The organism is Rhizobium mongolense subsp. loessense, assembly GCF_900099775.1.
Classification (GTDB): domain Bacteria; phylum Pseudomonadota; class Alphaproteobacteria; order Rhizobiales; family Rhizobiaceae; genus Rhizobium; species Rhizobium loessense.
The window spans coordinates 782,065-808,327 of sequence record NZ_FMTM01000001.1 but is presented as its reverse complement, the minus strand read 5'-3'; the positions used below and the strand labels follow the sequence as shown (position 1 = coordinate 808,327).

Annotated in this window: 27 protein-coding genes; 25 read left to right on the top strand and 2 right to left on the bottom strand. The window is 59.2% G+C overall.

What is annotated here, in order from left to right; translation table 11 throughout:
• Positions 1-5: 5 nt before the first annotated feature.
• Entirely contained in the window at positions 6-878 is an 873-nt protein-coding gene (motA, locus tag BLP23_RS04015; protein WP_022718683.1) for a flagellar motor stator protein MotA, read from the bottom strand.
• A 250-nt stretch (positions 879-1,128) separates the two neighbouring features.
• On the opposite strand from motA, the gene flgF reads away from it, so the two are divergent.
• From flgF to fliP, 13 genes are all read left to right on the top strand, one after another.
• Entirely contained in the window at positions 1,129-1,863 is a 735-nt protein-coding gene (flgF, locus tag BLP23_RS04010) for a flagellar basal-body rod protein FlgF (protein ID WP_092583629.1), read from the top strand.
• Positions 1,864-1,878: 15 nt separating this feature from the next.
• Positions 1,879-3,285, top strand: a complete 1,407-nt coding sequence (gene fliI / locus BLP23_RS04005; protein ID WP_092583628.1) for a flagellar protein export ATPase FliI — start codon at positions 1,879-1,881, stop codon at positions 3,283-3,285.
• 2 nt (positions 3,286-3,287) lie between these two features.
• On the top strand, positions 3,288-3,845 hold the full coding sequence (locus BLP23_RS04000; protein ID WP_092583627.1) for a flagellar protein: 558 nt from the start codon (positions 3,288-3,290) through the stop codon (positions 3,843-3,845).
• Between the two features lie 158 nt (positions 3,846-4,003).
• Positions 4,004-4,396 (top strand): flagellar basal body rod protein FlgB, encoded by a 393-nt coding sequence (gene flgB / locus BLP23_RS03995; protein WP_092583626.1) that lies wholly within the window; start codon positions 4,004-4,006, stop codon positions 4,394-4,396.
• Positions 4,397-4,400: 4 nt separating this feature from the next.
• Positions 4,401-4,817, top strand: a complete 417-nt coding sequence (gene flgC / locus BLP23_RS03990; protein WP_092583625.1) for a flagellar basal body rod protein FlgC — start codon at positions 4,401-4,403, stop codon at positions 4,815-4,817.
• Positions 4,817-5,146: a flagellar hook-basal body complex protein FliE gene (locus BLP23_RS03985; RefSeq protein ID WP_092583624.1), complete on the top strand. Its 330-nt coding sequence runs from the start codon at positions 4,817-4,819 to the stop codon at positions 5,144-5,146. The genes flgC and BLP23_RS03985 overlap by 1 nt, the downstream gene beginning before the upstream one ends.
• A 20-nt stretch (positions 5,147-5,166) precedes the next feature.
• The gene (gene flgG, locus BLP23_RS03980; RefSeq protein ID WP_092583623.1) at positions 5,167-5,955 is read left to right on the top strand and encodes a flagellar basal-body rod protein FlgG; all 789 of its coding nucleotides are present in this window, start codon (positions 5,167-5,169) and stop codon (positions 5,953-5,955) included.
• A 17-nt stretch (positions 5,956-5,972) separates the two neighbouring features.
• Positions 5,973-6,455: a flagellar basal body P-ring formation chaperone FlgA gene (flgA, locus tag BLP23_RS03975; protein ID WP_092583622.1), complete on the top strand. Its 483-nt coding sequence runs from the start codon at positions 5,973-5,975 to the stop codon at positions 6,453-6,455.
• Positions 6,452-7,573 (top strand): flagellar basal body P-ring protein FlgI, encoded by a 1,122-nt coding sequence (locus BLP23_RS03970; protein WP_092583621.1) that lies wholly within the window; start codon positions 6,452-6,454, stop codon positions 7,571-7,573. Before flgA ends, BLP23_RS03970 begins: the two co-directional genes overlap by 4 nt.
• A complete protein-coding gene (locus BLP23_RS03965; protein WP_092583620.1) occupies positions 7,570-8,112 on the top strand; it encodes a MotE family protein in 543 nt (180 codons plus the stop codon). Before BLP23_RS03970 ends, BLP23_RS03965 begins: the two co-directional genes overlap by 4 nt.
• On the top strand, positions 8,109-8,825 hold the full coding sequence (flgH, locus tag BLP23_RS03960) for a flagellar basal body L-ring protein FlgH (protein WP_022718694.1): 717 nt from the start codon (positions 8,109-8,111) through the stop codon (positions 8,823-8,825). The genes BLP23_RS03965 and flgH overlap by 4 nt, the downstream gene beginning before the upstream one ends.
• Positions 8,826-8,885: 60 nt before the next feature.
• Positions 8,886-9,356, top strand: a complete 471-nt coding sequence (locus tag BLP23_RS03955; protein ID WP_407691768.1) for a flagellar basal body-associated FliL family protein — start codon at positions 8,886-8,888, stop codon at positions 9,354-9,356.
• Positions 9,353-10,090 (top strand): flagellar type III secretion system pore protein FliP, encoded by a 738-nt coding sequence (fliP, locus tag BLP23_RS03950; protein ID WP_022718696.1) that lies wholly within the window; start codon positions 9,353-9,355, stop codon positions 10,088-10,090. Before BLP23_RS03955 ends, fliP begins: the two co-directional genes overlap by 4 nt.
• Before the next feature lie 90 nt (positions 10,091-10,180).
• Here the strand turns inward: fliP and BLP23_RS03945 are convergent, their stop codons facing one another.
• Complete coding sequence (locus BLP23_RS03945) at positions 10,181-12,055, bottom strand: O-linked N-acetylglucosamine transferase, SPINDLY family protein (protein ID WP_092584261.1); 1,875 nt, start codon at positions 12,053-12,055, stop codon at positions 10,181-10,183.
• A gap of 434 nt (positions 12,056-12,489) precedes the next feature.
• Here BLP23_RS03945 and BLP23_RS03940 point away from each other — a divergent pair, with 434 nt between their 5' ends.
• The 12 genes from BLP23_RS03940 to flgK all read left to right on the top strand — a co-directional run bounded on the left by BLP23_RS03940 (position 12,490) and on the right by flgK (position 26,261).
• A complete protein-coding gene (locus tag BLP23_RS03940) occupies positions 12,490-13,398 on the top strand; it encodes a flagellin N-terminal helical domain-containing protein (RefSeq protein WP_022718698.1) in 909 nt (302 codons plus the stop codon).
• Between the two features lie 285 nt (positions 13,399-13,683).
• Positions 13,684-14,595 carry a flagellin N-terminal helical domain-containing protein gene (locus BLP23_RS03935; RefSeq protein ID WP_074066685.1) on the top strand — a complete coding sequence of 304 codons (912 nt, stop codon included), beginning with the start codon at positions 13,684-13,686 and terminating at the stop codon, positions 14,593-14,595.
• Between the two features lie 245 nt (positions 14,596-14,840).
• Entirely contained in the window at positions 14,841-15,746 is a 906-nt protein-coding gene (locus BLP23_RS03930; protein WP_022717169.1) for a flagellin N-terminal helical domain-containing protein, read from the top strand.
• A 311-nt stretch (positions 15,747-16,057) separates the two neighbouring features.
• Positions 16,058-17,011 carry a flagellin N-terminal helical domain-containing protein gene (locus BLP23_RS03925; RefSeq protein WP_092583618.1) on the top strand — a complete coding sequence of 318 codons (954 nt, stop codon included), beginning with the start codon at positions 16,058-16,060 and terminating at the stop codon, positions 17,009-17,011.
• Between the two features lie 194 nt (positions 17,012-17,205).
• A complete protein-coding gene (locus BLP23_RS03920) occupies positions 17,206-17,844 on the top strand; it encodes a hypothetical protein (protein ID WP_092583617.1) in 639 nt (212 codons plus the stop codon).
• A complete protein-coding gene (locus tag BLP23_RS03915) occupies positions 17,841-19,124 on the top strand; it encodes a MotB family protein (protein WP_092583616.1) in 1,284 nt (427 codons plus the stop codon). The genes BLP23_RS03920 and BLP23_RS03915 overlap by 4 nt, the downstream gene beginning before the upstream one ends.
• 4 nt (positions 19,125-19,128) lie before the next feature.
• Entirely contained in the window at positions 19,129-20,433 is a 1,305-nt protein-coding gene (gene motC / locus BLP23_RS03910; RefSeq protein ID WP_092583615.1) for a chemotaxis protein MotC, read from the top strand.
• Position 20,434: 1 nt separating this feature from the next.
• Positions 20,435-21,847 (top strand): flagellar hook-length control protein FliK, encoded by a 1,413-nt coding sequence (locus tag BLP23_RS03905; protein ID WP_092583614.1) that lies wholly within the window; start codon positions 20,435-20,437, stop codon positions 21,845-21,847.
• Positions 21,789-22,352 carry a transglycosylase SLT domain-containing protein gene (locus tag BLP23_RS03900; RefSeq protein ID WP_092584260.1) on the top strand — a complete coding sequence of 188 codons (564 nt, stop codon included), beginning with the start codon at positions 21,789-21,791 and terminating at the stop codon, positions 22,350-22,352. Before BLP23_RS03905 ends, BLP23_RS03900 begins: the two co-directional genes overlap by 59 nt.
• 281 nt (positions 22,353-22,633) lie before the next feature.
• Complete coding sequence (rem, locus tag BLP23_RS03895; RefSeq protein ID WP_022717176.1) at positions 22,634-23,305, top strand: transcriptional activator Rem; 672 nt, start codon at positions 22,634-22,636, stop codon at positions 23,303-23,305.
• Positions 23,306-23,434: 129 nt separating this feature from the next.
• Positions 23,435-24,745: a flagellar hook protein FlgE gene (locus BLP23_RS03890; protein WP_092583613.1), complete on the top strand. Its 1,311-nt coding sequence runs from the start codon at positions 23,435-23,437 to the stop codon at positions 24,743-24,745.
• Positions 24,746-24,764: 19 nt separating this feature from the next.
• Positions 24,765-26,261, top strand: a complete 1,497-nt coding sequence (gene flgK, locus BLP23_RS03885; RefSeq protein ID WP_092583612.1) for a flagellar hook-associated protein FlgK — start codon at positions 24,765-24,767, stop codon at positions 26,259-26,261.
• Positions 26,262-26,263: the final 2 nt, after the last annotated feature.

Below are 26,263 nucleotides of genomic sequence, written 5' to 3'. Positions count from 1 at the left end.
GTCGTTTAGGCCGCCTTGTTCTCGCCACCCGGGTTCATCATTTCCTGCTCGACCGCGTCGATTGATGGACGCTCGTAAGCAGAAATCGTCTTGCGGCCGTATTCGAGGGCAACCTGCGGTACGGAGCCGTTCATGTAGGCAAGCAAGGTCTGCTTCACGATGACATAGAGGCGATGCTGCTTCGTGCGCACGACCTTGATCTGGGAGACGAGCGGCGAGCAGAGGCAATAAGACAGCAGAATCCCGAGGAAGGTGCCGACGAGCGCCGAACCGATCAGGTGGCCGAGGACTTCCGGCGAATCGTTGATGTGCGCCATGGCCTTGATGACGCCGAGAACGGCGGCGACGATACCGATCGCGGGGAAAGCGTCACCCATGATCTGGATAGCGTGATAGGGCTTCATCTTGTCGTGCAGGATCGTATTGATCTCTTCGTCCATCAGAGCCTCGATCTCATGCGAGCGGGCATTGCCGATAATGATCAAGCGGACGTAGTCGCAGATGAATGCCGTCAATTCCTTGTTCTTCAAGATCGTCGGAGCTGACAGGAAGATCGAGGATTCGGCCGGATTGTCGATATGCGCCTCGATCTCGTTGCGTGATTTCGTGCGAAGGTCGCGCATCAGCGAATAAAGGACACCCAGCGTATCGAGGTAATTCCGCTCCTTGGGCACCGTATGCTTGAAGGCTTCACCGAGTGCCTTTCCGGAATCCTTCACCACCTTCATCGGGTTAGCCATGATGAAGCTGCCCAGGCCGGCGCCGCCGATGATGACGAGTTCGAAAGGCTGCCAGAGTGCGCCGACATGGCCACCCATCGCCATGAAGCTGCCAACGATGCAGCCGCAGGTAATCACAAATCCGATAATGATATTCATCGTCAGTCCAAACCTGAACGTTGTTTTCAACCTCAGGGATAGGGTTGCTGGCTTGCGTGAGGCTGATGGTCGGCACGTTCGGCCCGCATTCTGCATGCCAGCTTCGCACAAGGATTTGCCGTCAGGTTCAAGGTGACGAATGGACCGATTCGTTCGTTTTTGAGGTGCGCCGCCTCAGCGATACCGTGGTCGAACAAGCGACAGGAACCCCGGTCTTCGTTCCGTTAATCGCCAATACCAGGAGCCTACCATGCAATCCGGTCTTTATGTTTCCCTGTCGTCTCAAATGGCACTCGAAAAGCGCCTGACGACAATCGCGGACAATATGGCGAACGTGAACACGACCGGATTTCGCGGGACGGAAATCAAGTTCAATCAGTTGCTGAGCGACACCGACAACAAGCTGAACGCAAAGGTTGCCTTCGTCTCGCAGGGCAACGACTACCTATCCGGCGACAGCGGCGAGCTGCAGCACACCGGCAATATGCTGGACTTTGCGATCAAGGGCGACGCCTGGTTCGCACTGGATACGCCGGCGGGCCAGGTTCTGACCAAGGACGGCCGGTTCACCATGAAGGACACGGGCGAGCTTGTGTCGATCCGCGGATACCCGGTTCTCGACGCTGGCGGCGCGCCGATTCAGCTGAACACGGCAGGTGGTGAGCCCAAGGTCGGCAATGACGGCATGATCTACCAAGGCGGCCGGCAGGTTGGCTCGCTCGGTCTCTTCGAAGCCGATATCAGCAAGGGTTACCTCCGCTATGAGAACAGCGGGGTCATGACCACGGAGACGCCGCGCGCCGTCACCGACCGGTTCAATATCGGCATCGAGCAAGGCTATCTCGAAAACTCCAACGTCAACGCGATGCACGAAATCACCCAGCTGATCGAAGTCAACCGCGCCTTCGAGAGCATCGCCTCGCTGACGGCTGACAGCGAAAGCTCCTTCAACGAGGCCATCAAGACGCTGGGTGGCAGCCGTTGAGCAAAGGTTTGACGGATGACCAACATGCCGCTGACTGAAGACGCGCTTTCGCCGAAGCTGGATCATCTGGCCGGCCTTGTCAGCCGCTATACCAAGCCGGAACATGCGGTCGCACATGGCGGCCATGTCCAGACGATCGCCGCCGGCCACTATACGGTAAGCGGTCTTTCCCGCCACGTCCGTCTCGGCGAATTTGTCGCTCACAAGTCGGCGACCGGCATCCATCTCGGCGAGGTCGTCCGCGTCGAGCCGGAACTGGCCTATGTCTGCCCGATCGAACCGGGTGAGCCGATCGGCATTCATGACACGGTCATCCGCAAGGGAGCTTTTCGAATATCGCCGGCCGAAAGCTGGTGCGGCCGGACAGTCAATTCGCTTTGCGAGCCGATCGATGGCCTTGGCCCGATCGTCGAGGGGCTCGATCGCCGCTCGATTTCCAATACCGCGCCGCCGTCGATGACCCGCAAGCGTGTCGAGAAGGGCTTCCGCACGGGGGTGCGCGCCATCGATATCTTTTCGCCGCTATGCCACGGCCAACGCCTCGGCATCTTCGCAGGCTCCGGCGTCGGTAAATCCACGCTCCTCTCGATGCTCGCCAAGGCCGATGCCTTTGACAGGGTGGTCATTGCGCTCGTCGGCGAACGCGGCCGCGAAGTGCGCGAATTCATCGAGGATACGCTCGGCGAGAACATGAAGAAGTCGATCGCCGTTGTCGCGACCAGCGACGAGAGCCCGATGCTGCGCAAGATGGCGCCGTTGACGGCGGTGACGATCGCCGAACATTTCCGCGATCAGGGCGACAACGTTCTCCTGATTGTCGACAGCGTCACGCGCTTTGCCCACGCAATCCGTGAAGTGGCGACGGCATCCGGCGAGCCGCCGATCGCCCGCGGCTATCCCGCATCCGTTTTCACCGAGCTGCCGCGACTGCTCGAGCGTGCGGGTCCCGGCCCGGAAGGCACAGGAACAATCACCGCAATCATCTCGATCCTCGTCGATGGCGACAATCACAACGACCCGATCGCCGACTCGACGCGCGGAATTCTCGACGGCCATATCGTCCTGCAGCGTAGCCTTGCAGAGGAGGGCCGCTATCCGCCAATCGACCCGCTGGCTTCCATTTCGCGCCTTGCCCGCAAGGCGTGGACGCCGGATCAGGAAAAGCTCGTCTCGCGCCTGAAGGCGCTGATCCATCGCTTCGAGGAAACGCGCGACTTGCGCCTGATCGGCGGCTACCGACCGGGGGCCGACCCGGATTTGGACATGGCGGTCAAGCAGGTACCAATTATTTACGATGTTTTGAAACAGTCGCCGGGAGACCGCGAGTCGGCCGATGCCTTTGCTGACCTGGCGGCAGCGCTCAAGACGGCTGCCGGGATTCCGAACCAGCCATCGACAATCCCGACGAGACCCAGAGGCTAGTTTTGACCACCTTCGACGATGATGACGAGCGCATCGCTCCCTTGAAGCCACTGGATAAGCGACAGGCGCTGATGCTCGACCGTGTGCTGACCGTGACCGGGCTTGCGCTCGCAGGTGCGGCGGCGTTTTTCCCATGGTATGTCTTCTTCAACGAGGACAAGTTCAGCATCAAAGTCGAGCAAGGTGATCGGAGCCGTGACCTGCCGGACTGGCCGGAGCGCAACGTTTTCAGCGTCTCGCCGCTTGCGATGGTCAACAAGAACGAGGTGGAGAAGAAGCCCGCGCTTCCCTTCGACCCGCTGACGACCGCGACGGTTTCGAATGTCGGCAGGGAGAACAACAAGGGTATCATGCCCGACGACCAGCCGTTTCCAGCCGTTTCCGGTTTCAAGCTGCTGCATGTCGCCAACGGCCGCGCGCTTATCGAGGATTCCTCGGGCATGTATGTCGTGCGCGTCGGATCGATCCTCCCGGACGAAAGCCGTCTTGCCACGCTGGAAGAGCGTGACGGCAAGTGGGTGATCGTCACGTCCAACGGTGAAATCTACCAGAACAATTGATCGCGGTTGCTGTGATCGGTGGAGGCTCCGCGCGTGCGACGGGGTCTCTTTCCTTTCGGCGCTACCATAAAGATAGCTTCGGCGAGAGCCGAGATTCTCCGTAAGTCTGACGCAAGATTGCCGCCCTAGGGTCCTCTCAGTAAAAACGGAGAGTGCCCATGCAACCGATTCAACTTTTCGACTTGGCTTCGCGGCAGGCGGAATGGCTGACGATCCGTCAGGAGGTTGTGGCCGGCAATATCGCGAATGCTAACACGCCGAAATTTCGTGCCAAGGACGTGACGCCTTTCGAGGCCGTGCTCGACAAGGCCGATATCACCATGGCCCGCACCAATCCGGCGCATCTCAGCGGCAACGATTTCAGCGCCAGCGGCGGCATCGACGTCAAGGAAGCTGCACTCGACCAGGAAATCGGCGTGCAGGAATCGGGCAATACCGTCGGCCTTGCGGAGGAACTGTCCAAGTCCGGCGAAATCAAGCGTCAGTACGAGTTGAACACCTCTTTGGTGGGCTCCTTCCATCGCATGATGTTGATGACCGTAAGGAAGTAATGTCGTGGATCCCTTGTCAGCAGCAATGAAGATCGCAGGTTCCGGGCTCGAAGCGCAGTCGACGCGTTTGCGCATCGTCTCGGAAAACATCGCAAACGCCCGTTCGACCGGCGATACGCCCGGCGCCGATCCCTATCGCCGCAAGACGGTCACGTTTGGCGAGGAGGTCGATCGCGCCGGTGGTGTGACGACAGTCGGCGTCAAGAAGCTCGGCGTCGACGAATCCGATTTCACGACGGAATACGACCCAAGCAATCCGGGCGCCGACGAGCGCGGCGTCGTCAAGCTGCCGAACGTCAACATGCTGGTCGAAATGGCGGACATGCGCGAAGCCAACCGTTCCTATGACGCCAACCTGCAGACCATCAAGCAGACCCGCGACCTGATCTCGTCCACGATCGATCTCCTGAAGAGCCAATAATGATCAACAACGTACAGAACGTCAGCTCTCTTTCCGTAACGCGCGGCCTTAGCAGCGTTGCGACCGAGAATTCCTCCACGCCCCCTTCTGCCGCCGACAGCGCCAAGAACGACCAGAGCTTTGCGGCCGTTCTCGGAAACATGGCAACGCAGGCCGTAGATACAATGAAGGGCGCCGAAAGCATGTCCTTCGCCGGCATCAAGGGCACGGCGACGACCCGCGAAGTGGTCGATTCCATGCTGCAGGCAGAGCAGACCCTGCAAACCGCAATCGCAATCCGTGACAAGGTCGTGTCGGCCTTTCTCGAAGTCACCAAGATGCAGATGTAACTGGATTTAAGGACGAACCGATGAGAGCGCTCGCCATTGCGGCTACGGGTATGGATGCCCAGCAGACTAACCTCGAAGTGATCGCGAACAACATCGCGAACATCAATACGACAGGCTTCAAGCGTGCACGCGCCGAGTTCACCGACCTTCTCTACCAGACCGAACGCGCCAAGGGCGTCGCAAACCGCGCCAATCAGGCGATCGTTCCGGAAGGCGCCAATATCGGCCTCGGCGTGCAGACATCTGCGATCCGCAACCTGCACATTCAGGGCGAGCTTAGCCAGACCGGCAACGATCTCGACGTGGCGCTGATCGGCAAGGGTTTCTTCCAGATCGAGGCCCCGGACGGCACAACGCTCTACACACGCGCCGGCGCTTTTAACAAGAATGACCAGGGCCAGCTCGTCACCGTCGATGGTTATGAAGTCGTCCCGGGCATCACGATCCCGACCGGTTCGACGGAACTGACAATCAGCCGGTCCGGTGAAGTCACCGCAAGGCTCCCGGGCCAGACGGATCCGACGACGCTCGGCCAGCTGACGCTTGCAAGCTTCGTCAACGAAGCCGGCCTTCAGCCGCTCGGCGACAACCTTTTCCAGCAAACGCCGGCCTCCGGCGACCCGGTTGTCGGTACGCCGGACGAAGAGGGCTTTGCGTATATGAAGCAGGGCTACCTGGAATCGTCGAACGTCGATCCGGTGAAGGAAATCACCGAGCTGATATCGGCCCAGCGCGCCTATGAAATGAACTCCAAGGTCATCACCACGGCCGACGAAATGGCCTCCATCGTCAGCAAGAACCTGAAGTAAAGAGGAAAGGGCCGAACATGATGTTTCGCCGGGCGAGAAATTTCGCCGCTTTGACGGCATTGGCCTCGGTTGCGATCGCAGGCAGCTTCATGCCCGGTGCCGCGAGCGCCGGCATGGGCTATGCGGTCGTGCCGACGGCCATCATCTATCCCGGAGAAACGATCAGCGGCGGCCAGCTTCAGGAGGTCGAAGTCACCAATCCGAACCTTGCGAGCGGCTATGCAAAATCCATCGACGAAGTTCGCGGCATGATCTCGAAGCGCACGCTGCTGCCGGGACGGACGATCCCTGTCTCGGCGCTGCGCGAGCCTTACACCGTCACCCGCGGATCGCAGATTCGCCTTATCTTTCGTATCGGCGCGATGACGATCTCGGCGGCAGGCTCGCCGCTCGAGGACGGCTCTACCGGCCAGGTCGTTCGCGCCCGCAACATGGATTCAGGCGTCATCGTCAGCGGCACCGTCCTTGCCGACGGCACCATACACGTGGCGGCAAAATGAAGATTGTCTCTCGCATTTTTATCGCACTCGCGGCCCTTTCCATGTGCATGGCGCATGTGACGCCGGCATTTGCGCTGACCTCGCGCATCAAGGACATCGCCTCGCTGCAGGCCGGACGCGATAACCAGCTCATCGGCTACGGTCTCGTCGTCGGTCTTCAGGGCACGGGCGACGGCTTCCGCGCTTCACCGTTCACCGAACAGTCGATGCGCGCCATGCTGCAGAACCTCGGCATTTCGACGCAGGGCGGCGAATCCAACGCGAAAAATACGGCGGCGGTCATGGTCACGGCGAACCTTCCGCCTTTTGCGAGCCCCGGCAGCCGTATCGACGTCAGCGTCAGTTCGCTGGGCGACGCGACCTCGCTGCGTGGCGGCACGCTCGTCATGACGTCGCTGTCGGGCGCCGACGGTCAGATTTATGCCGTCGCGCAAGGCTCCGTCGTTGTCTCCGGCTTCCAGGCGCAAGGCCAGGCTGCAACGCTGACCGAGGGTGTCACGACGGCAGGCCGCGTTCCGGGTGGCGCAATTATCGAGCGGGAGCTTCCCTCGCACTTCAAGGATTCCGTCAATCTCGTGCTGCAGCTTCGCAATCCGGATTTCTCGACGGCCGTGCGCATTGCCGATGTGGTGAACGGCTATGCGGCTGCCCGCTTCGGCGGTCCGGTCGCGGAGGCGAGGGACGCGCAGGAAGTTGTCGTCCAGAAGCCGCGTGTGGCGGACCTGACGCGATTGATGGCCGATATCGAAAATCTCGTCGTCGAGACCGATACGCCGGCGAAAGTCGTGGTCAACGAGCGCACTGGCACGATCGTCATCGGGGCGGACGTCCGCGTCTCGCCGGTCGCGGTCAGCTACGGAACCCTGACCGTACAGGTTACCGAGCTGCCGCAGATTATCCAACCGGAACCCTTCTCGCGCGGCGTCACAGCCGTTCAGCCGCAGACCGATATCGCCGCGCAGCAAAATGGCGGACGTGTCGCGATCCTCGACGGTCCGAACCTCCGGACCCTGGTTGCAGGTCTCAACAACATCGGCGTCAAGCCGGATGGTATCATCGCAATTCTGCAGGGTATCAAGTCCGCAGGCGCCCTGCAGGCGGAGCTCGTACTGCAATGATCGGCTCGAAGTTCGACTTCAAAATCCCTGAACTGCTAGGGAAGCTCTCGTTACCGGCTGCCGTGGCTGTCCTTCTTTCCATTCCCGGAGCCTTTGCCCAGGAAGCCGCAAGACCTGCCGGGGACCTGAGCTCGGAAGAGGAAATCAAGCAGTTCTGCACCAACATTGCCGATCCGGCGCGCGACCAGCGCTATCTGCTGCAGAAGCAGGAACTGGAGAAGCTGCGCGCCGATATCGACGCCCGCATGGCAGAGATGGACAAGCGCAAGGCCGAGTATCAGGACTGGCTGAAGCGTCGCGACGACTTCCTCAAGCAGGCCCAGGCCGGCCTTACCGACATCTTCAAGAACATGAAGCCGGATGCTGCGGCGTTGCAGCTTCAGGAAGTCAAGATCGAGGTCGCGGCGGCGGTGATCATGCGGCTCGGCTCGCGTCAGTCGAGCCTGATCCTGAACGAGATGGACCCGCTGAAGGCGGCCGTCATCGCCAACATCATCGCAAGTGCGTCCGATCCCAATACGTCGAAGGATCCCTCATGAACAAGCGTTTCCCGGCTGTCATGGCCGCTGTTGCCCTTCTAGCCGGCTGCCAGTCGCCGCAGGCTGTGAGGGAGATCGGCCGGGCGCCTGCCATGAGCCCGATCGGCAGTGGCCTTGCTTATGGCCAAACACCGCAGATGGCGCTTTATCCGAAGCAGCCGCGCCAGGTAGCGCAGGGCTATTCGCTGTGGAGCGATTCCCAGGCGGCCCTCTTCAAGGATGCGCGAGCACTCAACGTCGGCGACATTCTGACGGTCAATATCCAGATCAACGACAAGGCGACGTTCGACAACGAAACCAATCGCAGTCGCCAGAATTCGAGCGGGCTCAATTGGGATGTGCAGGCCAACATCTTCGGCTGGAACCCGACCTCTCAGACGGACATTACCTACGGTTCCGACACGAGCACTGACGGCAAGGGCAAGATCGAGCGTTCCGAAAAGCTGACGCTCCTCGTCGCTGCTGTCGTCACCGGCATCCTCGAAAACGGCAACCTCGTCATCAGTGGTTCGCAGGAAGTCCGCGTAAACCAGGAAATCCGCATCCTCAATGTTGCCGGTATCGTGCGCCCACAGGACGTCGATGCCGAAAACCAGATCTCCTACGAGAAGATCGCCGAAGCCCGCATCTCCTACGGCGGCCGCGGCCGCCTGATGGAAGTGCAGCAGCCGCCGCGCGGCCAGCAGGCCATCGATCTCTTCTCGCCGCTCTAAGGCCGGATGACCATGGCAGACGCAGAAGAAACCGACGGCAAACCGAAAGCGAAATCCGCCATGCTGATCATGGCAGCGGGGCTGCTCGCGCTCACCGTTCTCGGTGCCGGCGGCGGCTGGGTCGTCGGCACGATGATTGCGCCGAACGTCAAGAGCGCCGAGCAGGCGGAGGCGGCACAAACGGCTTCGGCCAGCGGCGAAGAGAAAAAGGAAGGCGAGGGCGGACTGCCGCATATTTCCACCGAGGCGAACAACGTCGTCCAGCTTGAGCCGATCACGTCGAACCTCGCCTATCCCTCGGAAAACTGGGTCCGCCTCGAAGTGGCTCTGCTCTTCAACGGTCCGCCGGATGTGAGAGTGGCCGAGGAGATCCACCAGGATGTCCTGGCTTATATCCGCACCGTTTCCCTTCAGCAGATCGAAGGGCCTCGCGGCTTTCAATATCTGCGGGATGACATACAGGAACGTGTTGACCTGCGTTCGCAAGGACGAGTATCGAAGGTCATGTTCAGGACCTTTGTCATCGAATGATTCGATTCATAGTTTTCTTCGCTGCCATGATGGCGGCGCCGGAATTGGCGGTTGCCCAGCAGCTGCCGACAGATCTCTTGAACATACCCGTCGATGGCTCCGTCGCCGCCTGGATCATCCGTACCTTCGGCCTTCTGACCGTCCTTTCGGTCGCGCCCGGCATCCTGATCATGGTGACGAGCTTTCCGCGGTTCGTCATTGCCTTTTCGATCCTGCGCACGGGCATGGGGCTTTCTTCCACCCCTTCCAACATGATCCTGCTTTCGTTGGCGCTCTTCATGACCTTCTATGTCATGTCGCCAACCTTCGATCAGGCCTGGCAGAGCGGCGTGCAGCCACTGCTTTCCAACCAGATCAACGAGCAGGAGGCCGTACAGCGCATTGCCGAGCCCTTCCGCACCTTCATGGCCGCCAACACGCGCGACAAGGATCTGGCGCTCTTCGTCGACCTCGCGCGTGAGCGCGGCCAGACCGTCCAGACCGGTGCCCAGATCGACTACCGTGTTCTTATTCCGGCTTTCATGATTTCGGAGATCCGGCGCGGGTTTGAGATCGGCTTCCTGATCGTCCTGCCGTTCCTCGTCATCGACCTGATCGTTGCAACGATTACTATGGCGATGGGCATGATGATGCTGCCGCCGACCTCGATCTCGCTGCCGTTCAAGATCCTGTTCTTCGTGTTGATCGACGGCTGGAACCTGCTGGTCGGCAGCCTGGTGCGATCCTTCAGCTAATCCCCGCTAACGAATTCCGATCGGCCGGCACGGCCGCAATGAAAAACCGCCGGGCATGCACCCGGCGGATTCCTTTATCTTCTAGAGCGGTCATTCCGCCGAGTAGAACGGCTCTGTACGCTGCGGCAAAGCCGGCACGTCGATGTGATCAGGATCAAGGCCGTTCCTGGCGCGCTCAGCCATCATTTCATAGGCTGTTTCCAGGTGATGGCAGAAGCGCTCCGCATCGAAAAGCGGCATGATAGGGCCGTTGGCTTTCAGGCGCGCCTTGTACTCGGCGATCTTTTCGGGATTTTGCGCCAGCTCGACGGCAAGGTCTTCATAAGCCTTCAGGTCCGGGGCAACGAGTTCGGGCAGGCCGATGGCGTGCTGCAGGCTCTCGCTGACGCGCGACGCGAAGTTCGTGCCCTTGACTGTCAGGACCGGCAGACCGCCCCATAGCTGCTCCGATGTGGTGGTGTGACCATTGACCGGGAATGTGTCGATGCCGATGTCGGCTGCCTGCTGGCGGGTGATATGTTCTTCGTAGGTCACACGCGGGCAAAAGATGATGCGCCTTTGCGGGATGCCGGCCTCCTGGAACCTCTTCGAGAGATTTGCCTGGTTCCGCGTGCCGTTGGACATGATCCAAAGAACGCTGTTGGGCGCGCGCTTCAGGATACGGCACCAGATGTCGATCGTCTCGGCGATGATTTTGCGGTTGCCGTTGAACGAAGCGAAGATGAAGGCATCTTCAGGCAGGCCGAGCTCGGCCCGCGTGATCGGCTTCGGTTTCGGACGGTTCGTCGGGTCATTCGGCTGGTAGCTTTCCGGCATCCGGCAGAATTTCTCATGGTAATAAGGCTTTGCCGCATCCGGAAGGACGAAGCGGTCGCCGATGACATAGTCGAGATCGATGTTGAGCGTGCTGCCCGGAAAACCGAGCCAGGCGACATGAACAGGTGCCAGCGGCAGATTGAAAGACGACGCCCGACTGCCGGCGGTGTGGCCCTTCAGGTCGACCATGATGTCGATGTTATGTTCGCGAACGATGGCAGCGATTGCTTCATTGGAAAGGCCGTACACATCGACGACCTTTCCCCAACGGCTGCGGTCGGTCGTGTTCTTCGCCAGATGCTCAGGCTCGGTGTGGCAGAACAGCGTAATTTCGAAGCGGCTCGTATCGTGCAGTTCGAGGATGCGCTGCAGGAGCTTCATCGTCGCGTGGTGGTCCCAGAAGTCCGAGGACATATAGCCGACGCGGATCTTGTCGGACCAGGTGTGCGGCATTTTCCGCCGCATGGCGACGCGTTCTGGATTGAGGGGGGTCGTACCGATCGTGGCAAACCGGTTCAGGCTCTCGTCGCCGTTCCAGTGAAGATGGTAGAACGGGTTGTCCTTGCGAAGCACGTCGAGATCGCCTTTGGCGATGCGCTCGATGATCGGAGCGCTGTGTTTGTCGGTTTCGTCGAAATCGTTGAACTCGCGCAAGAAGACCAGATAAAGAAAGCGGAAAGCGATATTGCCGGGGTACCGCTTGAACAGATTGCGCGCGAGCATCTGGTTGGTCTGATCATGCAGATCGTCGGTCAGAAGCAGGGCGGCGAGCCTGGAGTGGTCCGGATTGGAGCTTTCCGACAGCACTTTCTTGAACGGCTTTACGATGTCGCGCTGCTGGCGGTTCAGGTAGATCGAGGTCAGGATATAGGCGAGCTCCGCGTCATCCTGCGCCTTCGAAAGATTGCGCATGCCGATCAGCAATGCGTCGTCTTCGTTCCCGCACTCAAAATGCAGACGTGCGGCTTGCTTGTGGTATTCGTAGGCGTTCGGGCTGTCGTATTGAGCAGCAAGCGCATAGGATCTTGCCGCATCTGCCTTGAAGCCCAACTGCAGAAGGTTTTTTGCAAGCAGCGCGTAGGTTTTGGCGTCCTGTTGGCTGTCGATGAGCTGGTTCAGTGTTGCAAGCGATTGGGTATAGCGGCCCATCTGGTAGTCTTTGGAGGCTGCCGAAAACGAAACTTTGCTGTTCAAAACCAACTCCGTGCGGAAATATCCGTTTGAATGTCGCCGTTAAGGGTCGCGCCCACGGCGCCGCAAAGGCGCAATTATCCCAACCCTGGTTCATCGCATATTGCCGGGCGAAGCTTGCTTGAAACAGGTGGCCGGTGAATGCGCACTACGAAATATTTTTAGCTTGATATTACAGATATTTACCGTGCATTAACTACGCCTGCTGTCCGCGTTCGGGCACTGCTTCGTTTTTAAGAAGTTGGCAAGCATTGGCTGCGAGATTGCTCCCCGACATGACGGGTTTGGGCCAAGAACACAAGGCACCGAGGGGCATGAAGCTGCTCCGTCATCGCCGGTAAGCAGTCCGGTAATGTCCTCCTTTTGTATCTAGTTTTCTAGGGGACAGACTTATGACAAGTATTAATACCAACAATTCTTCCATGGCAGCTCTCCAGACGCTGCGTAACGTCAACAAGGGCCTGAACCAGACTCAGAACCACGTTTCGACGGGTCTGCGCGTCGGCTCGGCTTCCGACAACGCTGCTTACTGGTCGATCGCAACGACCATGCGTTCCGACAACAAGGCGCTTTCGGCCGTTTCCGATGCTCTCGGCATGGGTGCCGCCAAGGTCGACACCGCTTACACTGCGATGGACAGCGCCATCGACGTTGTTTCCGAAATCAAGGCCAAGCTGGTTGCCGCGACTGAAAACGGCGTCGACAAGGCGAAGGTCCAGGAAGAAATCAGCCAGCTGCAAGCGCAGTTGATGAGCATCGCTCAGTCGGCTTCCTTCAATGGCGAAAACTGGGTTGCCGGCGCAAACAACACCACGAAGAGCGTTGTTTCGTCCTTCGTTCGCGACGGTTCGAACGGCGTCTCGGTCAAGACCACCGACTACAAGCTCGACAACACCTCGGCCGGCAACGTCCTGTTCGGCATGAGCGGTGGCTCGATCGAAACCTCCACCGGCATCCTCGGCACCTCGACGGGCGCAACCGGTTCCGTCTATTCGATGGACATCACCAACTTCACGCTGGGCCAGATCTCGACGGCTCTGTCCAACGTCGAATCCGCACTGAAGGCGATGACTTCGGCTGGCGCCGAGCTCGGCTCGCTCTCCACCCGCATCGAACTGCAGGACGATTTCGTCTCGGCCCTGAGCGACTCGATCGACTCCGGTATCGGCCGTCTCGTCGATGCTGACATGGAGGAAGAATCCTCCAAGCTCAGCGCCCTGCAGACGCAGCAGCAGCTGGCGATCCAGTCTCTTTCGATCGCCAACTCCTCTTCGCAGAACATCCTGTCGCTCTTCCGCTAAGAGCGGTCGAAATCGACAAGCACGAGTTTTCGCGGCCGGGTCATCCCGGCCGCGAAATGTTTTAAGAACAGGTTAATCAAACTCCATTTAACATTCAGAATTCATTAACTAAATTTCTTTTTCGACTTCAGTATTCCTTAACCATCTTGCTGTTTCCTAGGCCCATCGAAACGGCGAGTTAACCTTAATGGATACGGTTAACAGGCATGAGGCTGATCGCTGTGGGCCGGCTAAAAATTCCGGAATGTCCCTTCCTTGTTTTTCCTGCCAAAGGGGCAAATAGACATGACGAGTATCGTTACCAATAACGCTGCAATGGCAGCTCTCCAGACTCTCCGCGGCATCAACCAGGGCCTCGGCGAAACCCAGGATCATGTTTCGTCCGGCCTGCGTGTCGGCAAGGCCGCTGACAATGCCGCTTACTGGTCGATCGCAACGACCATGCGTTCCGACAACAAGGCGCTTTCGGCTGTTTCCGATGCTCTCGGCCTCGGTGCCGCCAAGGTCGACACTGCCTATGCTGCGATGGACAGCGCCATCGACGTTGTTTCCGAAATCAAGGCCAAGCTGGTTGCCGCGACTGAAAACGGCGTCGACAAGGCGAAGGTCCAGGAAGAAATCGACCAGCTTCAGGAACAACTGCTGAGCATCGCTCAGTCGGCTGCCTTCTCCGGCGAAAACTGGGTTGCCGGCGCAAACAACACCACGAAGAGCGTTGTTTCGACCTTCGTTCGCGACGGTTCGAACGGCGTGTCGGTCAAGATGACCGACTACAAGCTCGACAACACCTCGGCCGGCAACGTCCTGTTCGGCATGAGCGGTGGCACGATCGAAACCTCCACCGGCATCCTCGGCACCTCGACGGGCGCAACCGGTTCCGTCTATTCGATGGACATCACCAACTTCACGCTGGGCCAGCTCTCGACGGCTCTGTCCAACGTCGAAGCCGCACTGAAGGCGATGACTTCGGCCGGTGCCGAGCTCGGCTCGATCTCCACCCGCATCGAAATGCAGGACGATTTCGTCTCGGCCCTGAGCGACTCGATCGACTCCGGTATCGGCCGTCTCGTCGATGCTGACATGGAAGAAGAATCCTCCAAGCTCAGCGCCCTGCAGACGCAGCAGCAGCTGGCGATCCAGTCTCTCTCGATCGCCAACTCCTCTTCGCAGAACATCCTGTCGCTCTTCCGCGGCTAACAGGTCGAAGAACATACACCTGCCGGCTCGTCCGGCAGCCCACGATAGGAAGCCGCGCTTTGTTGGAGCGCGGCTTTTTCTGTTGGCGTTAACTATTCGTTAACCATTTTGGCGTCTTCTGCGCTCAACGAACCGGCGGGTTAACCAATATTGATTTTCGGTTAACAGGCATGAAAGCTGACCGCCGCTCCCGGTAGTCCGGAATGTCCCTTTCCCAATATATGCCAACAAGGGGCAATCATTTTATGACCAGTATTTTGACCAATGTCGCTGCAATGGCCGCTCTCCAGACGCTGCGGGCCATCAATGACAGTCTGGAGGAAACTCAAAATCATGTTTCATCCGGTTATCGCGTAGAAAAGGCAGCCGATAATGCCGCTTACTGGTCGATCGCAACGACCATGCGCTCAGACAATAAGGCACTTTCGGCCGTCTCCGACGCTCTGGGTCTCGGTGCCGCCAAGGTCGACACTGCCTATTCTGCGATGGACAGCGCCGTCGACGTGGTGACAGAAATCAAGGCCAAGCTGGTTGCCGCGACCGAGAAGGGTGTCGACAGAACGAAAATCCAGGAAGAGATCAAGCAGCTGCAGGCGCAGCTCCTCAGCATTGCGCAATCCGCATCCTTCTCCGGCGAAAACTGGGTCGCAGGCAACGAAACGAAAAGCGTTGTCTCCTCCTTCGTCCGCGACGGCAACGGAAACACCTCGGTTACGACCACCGACTATAAGCTCGACTCCTCGTCGACCGGCAACGTTCTGTTTGGCGTGAGCGGTGGCGCAATCGAAACCTCGTCGGGCATTATCGGCTCTTCGAACGGGACCATCGGTTCAATCTACTCGATGGACATCACATCCTTCGGAACGGACGGGATTTCGCTCGCTCTGACGGCCGTCGAACTCGGCCTCGAGGCGATGACGAGGGCAGCCTCGCAGCTTGGCTCGATCTCGACACGCATCCAGCTACAGGAGGATTTCGTCTCAGCGCTGAGCGACTCGATCGACTCGGGTGTCGGCCGTCTCGTCGATGCAAACATGGAAGAGGAATCCAGCAAGCTGACGGCATTGCAGACGCAGCAACAGCTAGCGATCCAGTCGCTGTCGATTGCGAATTCCAGCGCGCAGAACATTCTCTCGCTCTTCCGCAGTTAAGCTTCAGGTTGAAGCTAAGCCGGGCCCAGATCCTGGCAAGCGGCGGCTTTCGGCCCCAATAACAGACAGCAAGTCGCGCCGTTATGGCGCGATTTCGATTTTGGAAATCAAGAGCTTGCGTCAAGCTTGCCGGTGCGGTCGGCGGATGCGTTCAACCTCTTGCCGTCAAGGTAAATGTCGGGTTAATCTCATTGTAGAGTTGATTTGTTTGCGACATACCGGCCTGGAGGGACCAGCCGGCGGCATGAAGCCAGTTAAGTCGCTGCCGGCAATCCGGCCTGTCCCATTCATATTATTTCAGGGATTAATCGATGGCCTACACGATCACAGACGTAGGCGCGTTGAACGTGCTCACTGTTCTTCGCGGCGTTAGCAAGGAAGCCGACACCGTTCAGCGGCAGGTTTCGTCGGAGCTGCGCGTCGAGACTGCGGCGGACAATGCCTCCTCATGGGCTTCCGCCACGACCCTGCGGTCGGACGAAAACGCGTTGAAGACGGTCGGCGATGCACTAGGTCTCGGTGCCGCGAAGGTCGATACCGCCTACACGGCAATAACCTCGCTTATCGACGTGGTCTCGGAGATACGCAAAACCGTCGTATCGGCGACCGACCCCGCCAATGATCGCGACAAGCTCAGCGTCACGATGGAGCAGTATAAGTCACAGCTGGAAAGTGCCGTGAATTCCGTCAACTTTTCCGGTGAGAACTGGCTGTTGAACCGAGATGCGACGGCACCAGTGCAACGGTCGGTCATCGGCGGCTTCGTGCGCGGTCCGAACGGTGAATATTACCCGCAGAATATTACTTACCCGGCAGGCGAGACGATCATGATCGACACGAACAACGCCAGCCGCGGACTTCTGACGAAATCGATCAACGCCGATCCAGACGCAGTGCCGGCCCGCAATTACTATCTGCTCGACGTGGGTTCGACGACGTCAGCGGCAGGTAGCGAAATAACGATCTCCACAAGCTCGACGTCGCAGGACCTGCAGGACATGCTGACGGTATTGGACAACATCCTCTCCAGCCTCAATGCCACCGCCGCGGGCCTTGGCACGATGAATTCCCGCATCGAAGATCGGCAGGATTTCGTCGCCACGCTTTCGACGTCGCTGAAGACAAGCATCGGTGCCCTTGTCGATACTGATATGGACGAAGCGTCGGTCCGCCTGTCCGCAGCTCAAACGGCACGTGATATGGCAACCGAAGCACTTTCTGTCATGAATACGTCCGCGAGCAAGGTCCTGATCCTGCTCGAGTAGCGTCGGCCTGAACGGCAGGCGCAGAGCCTGCCATTCATCCTCGCACAAGTTTGGGTTTCTAGTCTGAAGAAGAAACGCTGTTTGAGCCGTGCGAAGACTGAAGAATGCCTTCGCGTCCGTTGCCGGCGTAAGTGTTTGGTTCGTAAAGGCGGGACGCGCATGTCGAATTTGATTGCAGATGCCGGGTGGTTTGAATGAGCGCCATGCTTTCTCGGTATTTGAAGGACTTCGGTGAGACGAAACCTGCCGCTCCGGTCGTCGATGAGGACAACTTCGCCGACGACGTCTTCGCCGGCTTTCCGGATATCCCGCAAGAGGCTGCGGTCGATGTCGAAGCCGAGCGCCGTGAGGCCTATGGCGAGGGCTATGCCGCAGCGACGGCCGAGCTGACGCAGAGATACGAGTTGGAGGCGCAGACGGTCGCGCTTGTGCACCAGCGCGAGATTGAAGAACTGACGGCAAGGTATGAAGAAGAGACGGCAGCGGTGATTGCACGCCGCCTCGATGAGATCGCAGCGCAGGTCGCAAATCTCGTAAGTGCGGCAACCGCCAAAGCGATTGCGCCGATGCTGACGGAAGCCCTTGCCGTCCAGGCGGTCTCAAGTCTTGCAGCCTTGCTACGCGAAGCGATCCTGGAAGGAGCAGCAGGTTCGATGACGGTCAAAGGCCCGGCGCGGCTTTTCGAATTGCTGAAGGCCGAAATGGGTGAAAGGCCGGATCTGCTGCGTCATCATGAATGCGATGATGCCGATCTCTCTGTTGAAGTGGGCGATTCCGTTTTGGTTACGCGCATTTCCGCCTGGTCTGCCAGCCTGAAGAAGGTCCTTGAATGAGTGAAAGCGAAAACCATCACCACGGCCGGAACGAAGTCATCATCGTCAAGCGGCATGGCGGCGGCGATCATGACGGCGCGCATGGCGGCGCCTGGAAAATCGCCTATGCCGACTTCATGACCGCCATGATGGCGTTCTTCCTCGTCATGTGGCTGGTCAACGCGGCCAACGAGGAAACCAAGGCCTCCGTCGCCACCTATTTCAATCCGATCAAGCTTGCCGATGAGAAGCCCACTGAGAAGGGCTTGAAAAAGCCCGTCGACCAGGCCGATGGCGATCGGAAGCAGGACAAGTCGAAGCAAGAGGAAGAAGAACCCACCAAAGGCGCGTCCGCCGCCAATGGTGACGACCAGACGTCGACTTCAGGCGACCAGAGGAATTACTCCGAAGCCGATTTCTTCGAGAACCCCTATTCGGTTCTTGCCGAAATCGCCCAGGAAGTCGGCCAGCAAGCAAATGTCAGCGCGAAAGGCGAGGGCGGAGCAAGCGATTCAGGTCCCGCAACCGGGGCTGATGGCGGAAAGGCGTATCGCGATCCGTTCGATCCGGATTTCTGGACGAAACAGGTCGAGGTCACGCATGCCGACAAGGCCGAACAGGCCGCAGCCGACGAGGCCGACCCCGAACAGAAACCCGATGCGACGGAACTGGCGAAGGAGGCGCTCAAGCCTGCAACAGCGGATGAGGCGTCCGCCGCAGCAGGCGAAGCGCAGGACAAGGGCGCCCCCTTGCCGGAAAAATCGGGTGAAGCCGCAGCCGAGGCACAAAAGCCCGGCCAACAACAGCCTGCCAATGCACTGAAGCTTACCGACGAGCAGAAACAGGCCGAGGACCTCCAACGGGAAATCGCCAGGCAGATCGGCGGTATTGCGGGCAAGCTTGCAGAGGGTTTGACCGTCACTGCAGCAGAGGGCGGCCTGCTCGTCAGCCTGGCCGACCAGGACGACAGTTCCATGTTCAATATCGGCTCGGCCATTCCGCGTAAGGAAATGGTGCTGGCGATGGAGAAGATCGGCGAAATCCTGAAGAGCCGTCAGGGCGCAGTCATGATCCGCGGCCATACGGACGGCCGTCAATATAAGGGTGCCGACAATGAGAACTGGCGTCTTTCCATGGATCGTGCGCAGGCAGCCTATTACATGCTCGTTCGGGGCGGGCTGGACGAGAAGCGCGTCTCCCAGGTTTCCGGCTTTGCCGATCGGAGGCTGAAGTCGCCCGACGATCCATTCAATGCTGCCAACCGCCGCATCGAAATCCTGGTTCAGGCGGATCAAGGATAGTCTCATGGCGCGCCCGCAGCACCGGCATCTTCTCCTTGCTCTCGGACTGGCGATCGCTTCGCCAACCGTCGCTGCGGGCGAGGATCAGGCGAACCTGGCGCCGTACAAGATGTTGCGTTCGCTGCAGTTCGTACAGGACTCGGTCGCTCTCGGCGATCATTCGGCGGCGGAGATGCAGCGCTTCATGCTCGGCACGATCGATCAGCGCCTGCGCAGTGCGGATGCCTCAGTCTTCGATGACGACCGCAATGTCGATGCCGCACTCGTCTATGCCATGAGCGGCGGCAATCCGGCCACGCTCGAATATCTGATTGCCCGGGACGTGAACGGCTATTTCGACAATCGCGTGACCGATGTCCTGCGCAAGTACCTGAGCGGCAAGGGCCTGCTCGTTGCAAAGACACTGGTCGACACCGCAAATGAGTACCGCGACAAGAAGATCGGTCCCTATCTCGCGCTTGTCGGCGGCAACGTCATGGTGGCGCGAAGCCCGGACGAAGCGCTCAAGCTCTATGATCAGGCGCGGCTCTCGGCGCCGGGAACGATCGTCGAAGAGGCGGCCCTGCGCCGCTCGGTGGCGATTTGCGTCGAGGCGGGTCTCCGTGACAAGGGCCTTGCCTATTCGCAGCGGTATGTGCGGCGGTTCCTGCATTCGCCCTATGCGAGCCAGTTCGCCGATCTTTTCGTCAAGCTGATCGTCGACCACGACCATGTGAAGACGGAGGATATCGTCAGCATCGTCTCCTTCATGGACGAGTCGCGGCGGCGCGAGGTCTATCTGCGCATTGCGCGCGCCGCCGGTATTGCCGGCAAGGCGGAGCTTGCAAGGACGGCGGCCGCATACGCGCAATCGCTTGCCGGCGAACCGAACAATGCGCTCGGCGCGCTCGCGGATTTCTACGGCAACATGGCCTTAGTCTCCACGCCCGACGTGGGGGCGGCCGCAAAGAGCATCGGCAGCGTTGCAGACAGCGAGCTCTCCCCGCGCGACCGCGCGTTACGCGCCGCAGCCAAAACAATCGCCGAACAGGTGCTGCAGCCGCCGGATCCGGCAAGCCTGACACAAGCGTCCGGTTCTAAACCTGCTAATGAAGAAATTACTTCTGAACAGGCAGCCGTATCGACGGCCGACGGATCCCAGCCCGCAGAGATCGCGGCGCCCTCCGAGCCTGCTGACGATGGGGCGGCGCCGGCGTTGATGCGGCACGGTGCAGAGCAGGTGGCTGATCCCTCATTCAAATCCTTTGTGACGACGAGCCGTTCGAAACTCGATGAAATCGACGGTCTCTTGAGCCAAGAGAGCAATTGAAATGATCGATATGAGCGTTTTGGGGGGAGCGGCCGCAACCGAGGCGTCGCCAGCCGCCAGAGGCAATGGTCCGGCAGCCAAGGGCGGCGACGCTGGCAATGGCGGCTTTTCGGACGTGCTCTCAAAGGCAGGAAACAGTCCCCAAAACAGCACCGGCGGCGAACCTGCAGGGACCCCTGCGGCTGATGACGCTCAAACAGAAGTCGAGGAAGGCGCCGCCGGCAGTATCGCTCTTAATTTGCGCGCTCGCAGCAAGCCGATGATCGCTCTTAGCGATGCATCGTTGAAACAACAGGCCGCGACGCAGCCGGAGACGGTTGCGATCGTCACGGGCAAATCCGGCAAGGATCAGGTGAAAAGCCGCGTCGATACGGCTTCGGTAAAATTCGACGTCAAGGAAGACGCCGGCGAGGTCGCGGAAGATGCACATGTCGCAAAAGACGGAAAATCGGCAAAGACATTGGAAAACAAGACCGGAACCGATGAAGGCACTCCGTCGGATGCGACTTCTGTCTCTGATGCGCTCGGCCTTTTGAACAAGGATGCCACGGACACTGTGATCCCGGCGGCATTCCTGGCTGCAGCCCAGGTAGCGAAGGACAATATGGCCGGTAAGGAAAAGGATGCCGGCCGTGGCACTGGTATTGCGCCTGCGGCCGATGCGCTGGCGGCGATCAGCGCCAGCGACGTGCAGATGCCTGCCGTGGACGACGCAGTCAATCTTGATGGAAAGACGTTCCGTTTGAGCCGCGCGGACGGGCGCGGCGAGTCCATGGAGATGCATATCGGTGCTGACCAGGAAGCGTCCGCCGCCAAGGCGAAGAGCGATATCGAAAACGTCACGGTTCTCGATTCACGCCGATATATCGGCCTCGCGCAGAATTCCGCATCCGTGACCGCTGCAATCCTTGGCGACAGGGAGTGGACGGGTGCGATGCAGCCGAGTTCGGCACTGTCGAACGCTGCCGAATGGACGAGCACCGGGAAGGTCGTCAACACCCTGAAGATCCAGATGACGCCGATTGACCTCGGCCTCGTGACGGCAACGATGCGCCTTTCCGGCGATGCCCTGAACGTCGATCTGAAGGTCGAAACCGCTGCGGCCTATCGACAGCTCAAGGAAGATCACGGCAAGATCATCGAGGTGCTTCGCAGCCAGGGTTATGCCATCGACAACGTCACGATCAGCATGGCGCCGGTCGAAAAGCCCGACGCGGGGAACCAGGCAAATGCGCAAGAGCAGTCTTCCCAGCAACAATCTCTGCAGCAGGGGCAGGGCGGTGAAGCGCGCGAGCGCCACGCCCAGACGGCACAGCGCGGCAATGGAGGCCTTAATGGGGCAGGGCAGACCAATGTTGAAGATGTTGCTTCTGGCGCCGCTGACAGCGGCGCTTCTGGCAGCGTTTACCTCTGAGGCGCGCGCTTCCAACGGTGCCTGCGAAAGGGAAATCCTCTCTGCTGCCGCCAAATACGGCATACCGGAAGGCATTCTCTATTCCGTGGGCCTGACGGAAACCGGACGCAAAGGTTCGCTCTATCCTTTTGCGCTGAACATAGAAGGCAAGGCAGTCTTCCCGCCTTCCGAGGTGGACGCCATGAGGCAGTTCTATTCGGCGCGAAAAAGCGGTGCAAAGCTCATCGACATCGGCTGCATGCAGATCAACCACTACTTTCATGGCGAGAATTTCAGCTCGGCGGAAGCCATGTTCGACCCGCACCGCAATGTCGAATATGCGGCGAAGTTCCTTCGCAATCTTCACGACCGGCATGAAACCTGGACGATGGCGGTAGCCAGATACCACGCCGGACCAAACAACGACCCTGCGCAGAAGCGATATGTCTGCCGCGTGATCGCCAATCTCGTCGCTACCGGCTATGGCAAGTGGACTCCCAATGCGAGTAACTTCTGCCATAACTGATGCAAGCAAAAATAGAAAAATGTGAACAAAACGGAATCGTGCCATAATGTGGCAGGAATTGGCCGAAAATTGGGTTCACAAGACCTAATTTACCATCTGTTAACTTTTCCACGAAATTTTTGTGTGCATAACCGACAAGGCATACTACATATAGAGCAAATCGGGCCCCAGTTCTTAATCAACTATTAATTCCTGCCATTAAGTTCCAGCAGCTTGTCCCAGATTCGTGCGATTCGTACCCATAGATCATCGAGGTGCCACACTGATTCGGAGGCGGACGAATGATCGTAGTGGTTGATGAGCGTGAGCTCGTGAAAGATGGTTACACATCACTGTTTGGCCGTGAGGGCATTCCCTCGACGGGCTTTGATCCAAGCGAATTCGGCGAGTGGGTGCAAACGGCAGCGGATTCCGATATCGCGGCTGTCGAAGCTTTCCTGATCGGCCAGGGCCGGCAGACCTTGGAGCTGCCTCGGGCGATCCGGGATCGCTCCCAGGCGCCGGTGATCGCGGTCAGCGACCAGCCTTCGCTCGAAAACACCCTTGCACTTTTTGATTGCGGCGTCGACGATGTCGTCCGCAAGCCAGTGCACCCCCGTGAAATCCTGGCGCGCGCCGCTGCAATCCGCCGCCGCCTGAAAGCGATTTCGACCCACACCGATATCGGCGCGATCCGCGTCTTCTCGGACGGCCGCGATCCGGAAATCAACGGTGAAGTCTTTGCGCTTCCGCGCCGCGAACGCCGCATTTTGGAATACCTGATTGCCAACCGCGGCCGCCGCGTCACCAAGACCCAGATCTTCAACGCCATCTACGGCATCTTCGACGAGGAAGTCGAAGAGAATGTCGTTGAGAGCCATATCTCCAAGCTGCGCAAGAAGTTGCGCAAGAAGCTCGGCTTCGACCCGGTCGATTCGAAGCGCTTTCTCGGCTACTGCATCGACTGGAACTGATTTTCAGCGGCGGGCCCGGCCCGCGGAAACGTGCCGTTCAATATTTCGATCAGGCAGCTCCGCTACAGACAGCTTCACGCAAGGCCCGCCAAATACTCTCCAAGCTATCAAGGAAAACGAGGTTTTCAGATGAGCATTTTTGGCAGCATGAAGACGGCAGTGTCGGGGATGAACGCACAGGCAAACCGCTTGAGCACCGTTGCCGACAACATCGCGAATGCAAATACCACCGGCTACAAGGCTGTCTCGACGGCCTTCTCCTCGCTCGTCCTGCCGTCCACGGCAGGCAACTACAATTCCGGTGGTGTGCAGACGTCCATCCGTCAGGCTGTTTCCGACCAAGGCGACATCTCCTACACGACTTCGGGCTATGACCTCGCCATTTCCGGCGACGGCTTTTTCATCGTGCAGGGCGCCGACGGCACGCCGGTCTTGACCCGCGCCGGTGACTTCACGAAGGACGACGAAGGCAACCTCGTCAACTCGGCGGGCTTCACGCTGATGGGCTATCCTTATGGTTCGTCCGCTCCGGCCGTCGTCGTCAACGGCTTCGACGGCCTCGTTCCGATCAATGTCCTCGGCGATCAGAAACTGGAAGCCGTGCCGACGGCGAATGGGACGTGGACGGGCAACCTCAAGCCATCTTCGCCCATCGAAACCACTGCGGCTGACCTCCCGAGCGCAAACAACGCAACGGCCACATCCGATACGCAGAAATATTCGATCGTCACCTACGACAAGCTCGGCAGCAAGGTGATGTACGACATCTACTTCACAAAGGTCCCGGTAACGACCGTGGCGCCGCTGCCGCCGACCGGCACCGCCTACGAATGGGAAATGGCTGTCTTCCGCAACGCCGACAAGGCCGCGACCGGCACGAGCTCCTTCCCATACTCGTCCGCCGCCGTTGACGTGAAGCGGGTATATTTCGACAGCTCGGGGCAGATGCTGACGGATGCAACGCATACCGGCACCACGGACATCATCGATCCGGTGACGGGTCTCACCATCAATATGAGCCTCGATCTCTCGCAGGTCGGCGACAGTTGGTCCGGCACTGGTAACGTTGATGGACAGGGCGCAAACTCGCCGGTCGATATCACCATCGACGCCGATGGTGTGGTGTACTCGAAATACGACGACGGCAGCACCAAGCCCGTCTTCCAGATCCCGCTCGCAAACGTGCCGAGCCCCGATCTTTTGACGCTGATGTCCGGCAACGTCTACTCAGCGAACGGCAGGTCCGGCGTCACCGTCACCGGCTTCCCGCAGACGAGTGGCTTCGGCAAGATCCAATCGGGCGCGCTTGAAGGTTCGAACGTCGATATGGCGGGCGAGCTCACGGAAATGATCGAGTCGCAACGCAGCTATACGGCAAACTCGAAAGTGTTCCAGACGGGTTCGGACTTGATGGACGTCCTCGTCAATCTCAAGAGATAAGTAAGGTAACGGCTAAGCCATGTCGCTCACTTCCGCACTTAATACGGCACAGGGCATATTCAACAATACAGGCGCTCAAAGCAGCGTCGTATCGAACAATATCGCCAATGCCGGCAATAAGGATTATGTGCGTCGGCAGGCGATGCTCACCACCTCGTTGAACGGCGCGCAGGTGGTCAAGATCAACCGTGCGCAGGAGGATGCTCTCCTGCGCCAGTACCTGAAGAGCAATTCTCAAGACAGTGCCCAGCAGACCCTTTTGAACGGCTTGGAAGACATCAAGTCCGTCATCGGCGGCAACGACTACGAGACGGCGCCCTCGACCTACCTTGCGGTCTTTCGTGACAAGCTTAGCGCGTTCAGAGCCGCACCGAACAGCACGATTGCCGGCCAGGGCGCCATCACGGCGGCGCAGGACGTCGTCAACTCGCTCAACAATGCGACCAACGCTGTCCAGCAGGTGCGGATGAATGCGGACAAATCGATTGCAAATTCCGTAGAAGAGCTGAATGAGCTGCTGGCGCAATTCGAGACCGCAAACAACGCCGTCAAGTCTGCCACGTCCGCCGGTGCCGATCCGTCGCAAGCGCTCGACCAGCGCGATGCCCTGCTCAAGCAGATTTCGGGGATCGTGGGAGTCACGACCGTCTCCCGCGATAACAACGACATGGTGCTGTATACCTCGGACGGGGTGACGCTCTTCGAGACCATTCCGCGCGCGGTGACTTTCAAGCCGACCCAGAGCTACGGCGCCTCCACGGACGGCAACGGCGTTTACATCGATGGCGTGGCGCTCGCTAAGGGTTCGGGGGGCACGACGTCGGCGCAGGGCAGTCTCCAGGCGCTTCTCCAGCTTCGTGACGAAGTCGCGCCGACGTTCCAATCCCAGCTCGACGAAATCGCCAAGGGTCTCGTTTCGTTATTTTCGGAAACGAACACGGCCGGAACCAGCACCCTGCCGGGTCTCTTTACCTGGACGTTGCCGAGCGGGCTTGCGGGCGGAACGCCGACGACGGCCACGATCATCGACGGCATTGCTGGTTCCATCACGGTCAATCCGGCGGTGGTGACCTCGCTGGGCGGCGATCCGATGAAGCTGCGCGACGGATCGATCAACGGCGCCGCGTTCAATCAGAACACCGCGGCCAATGGCGGCTACACCGCGCAGCTCGACAAGCTCTACACGGCCATGGGCGCCAAGATGGATTTCGATCCGGGGGCCGGCGTCATCGGCTTCAACTCGGTGACGGGTATCGACTCCAACGTCAGCATCATGGATTTTTCGTCTAACTCGATCGGTTGGTTCGAGCAGTACCGCAGCGACGCGAGCGGTGCCACGGAGAACACGGCGGCAGCGCTTTCGCGATCCGACGAAGCCTATTCCAACGAGACCGGCGTCAACCTGGACGAGGAGCTGACGCTGCTTCTCGACATCGAACAATCCTACAAGGCGGCGACGAAGATTTTGAACGCCATCGATGAAATGTTGAAGTCATTGCTGGATATAGCGAGTTAAGC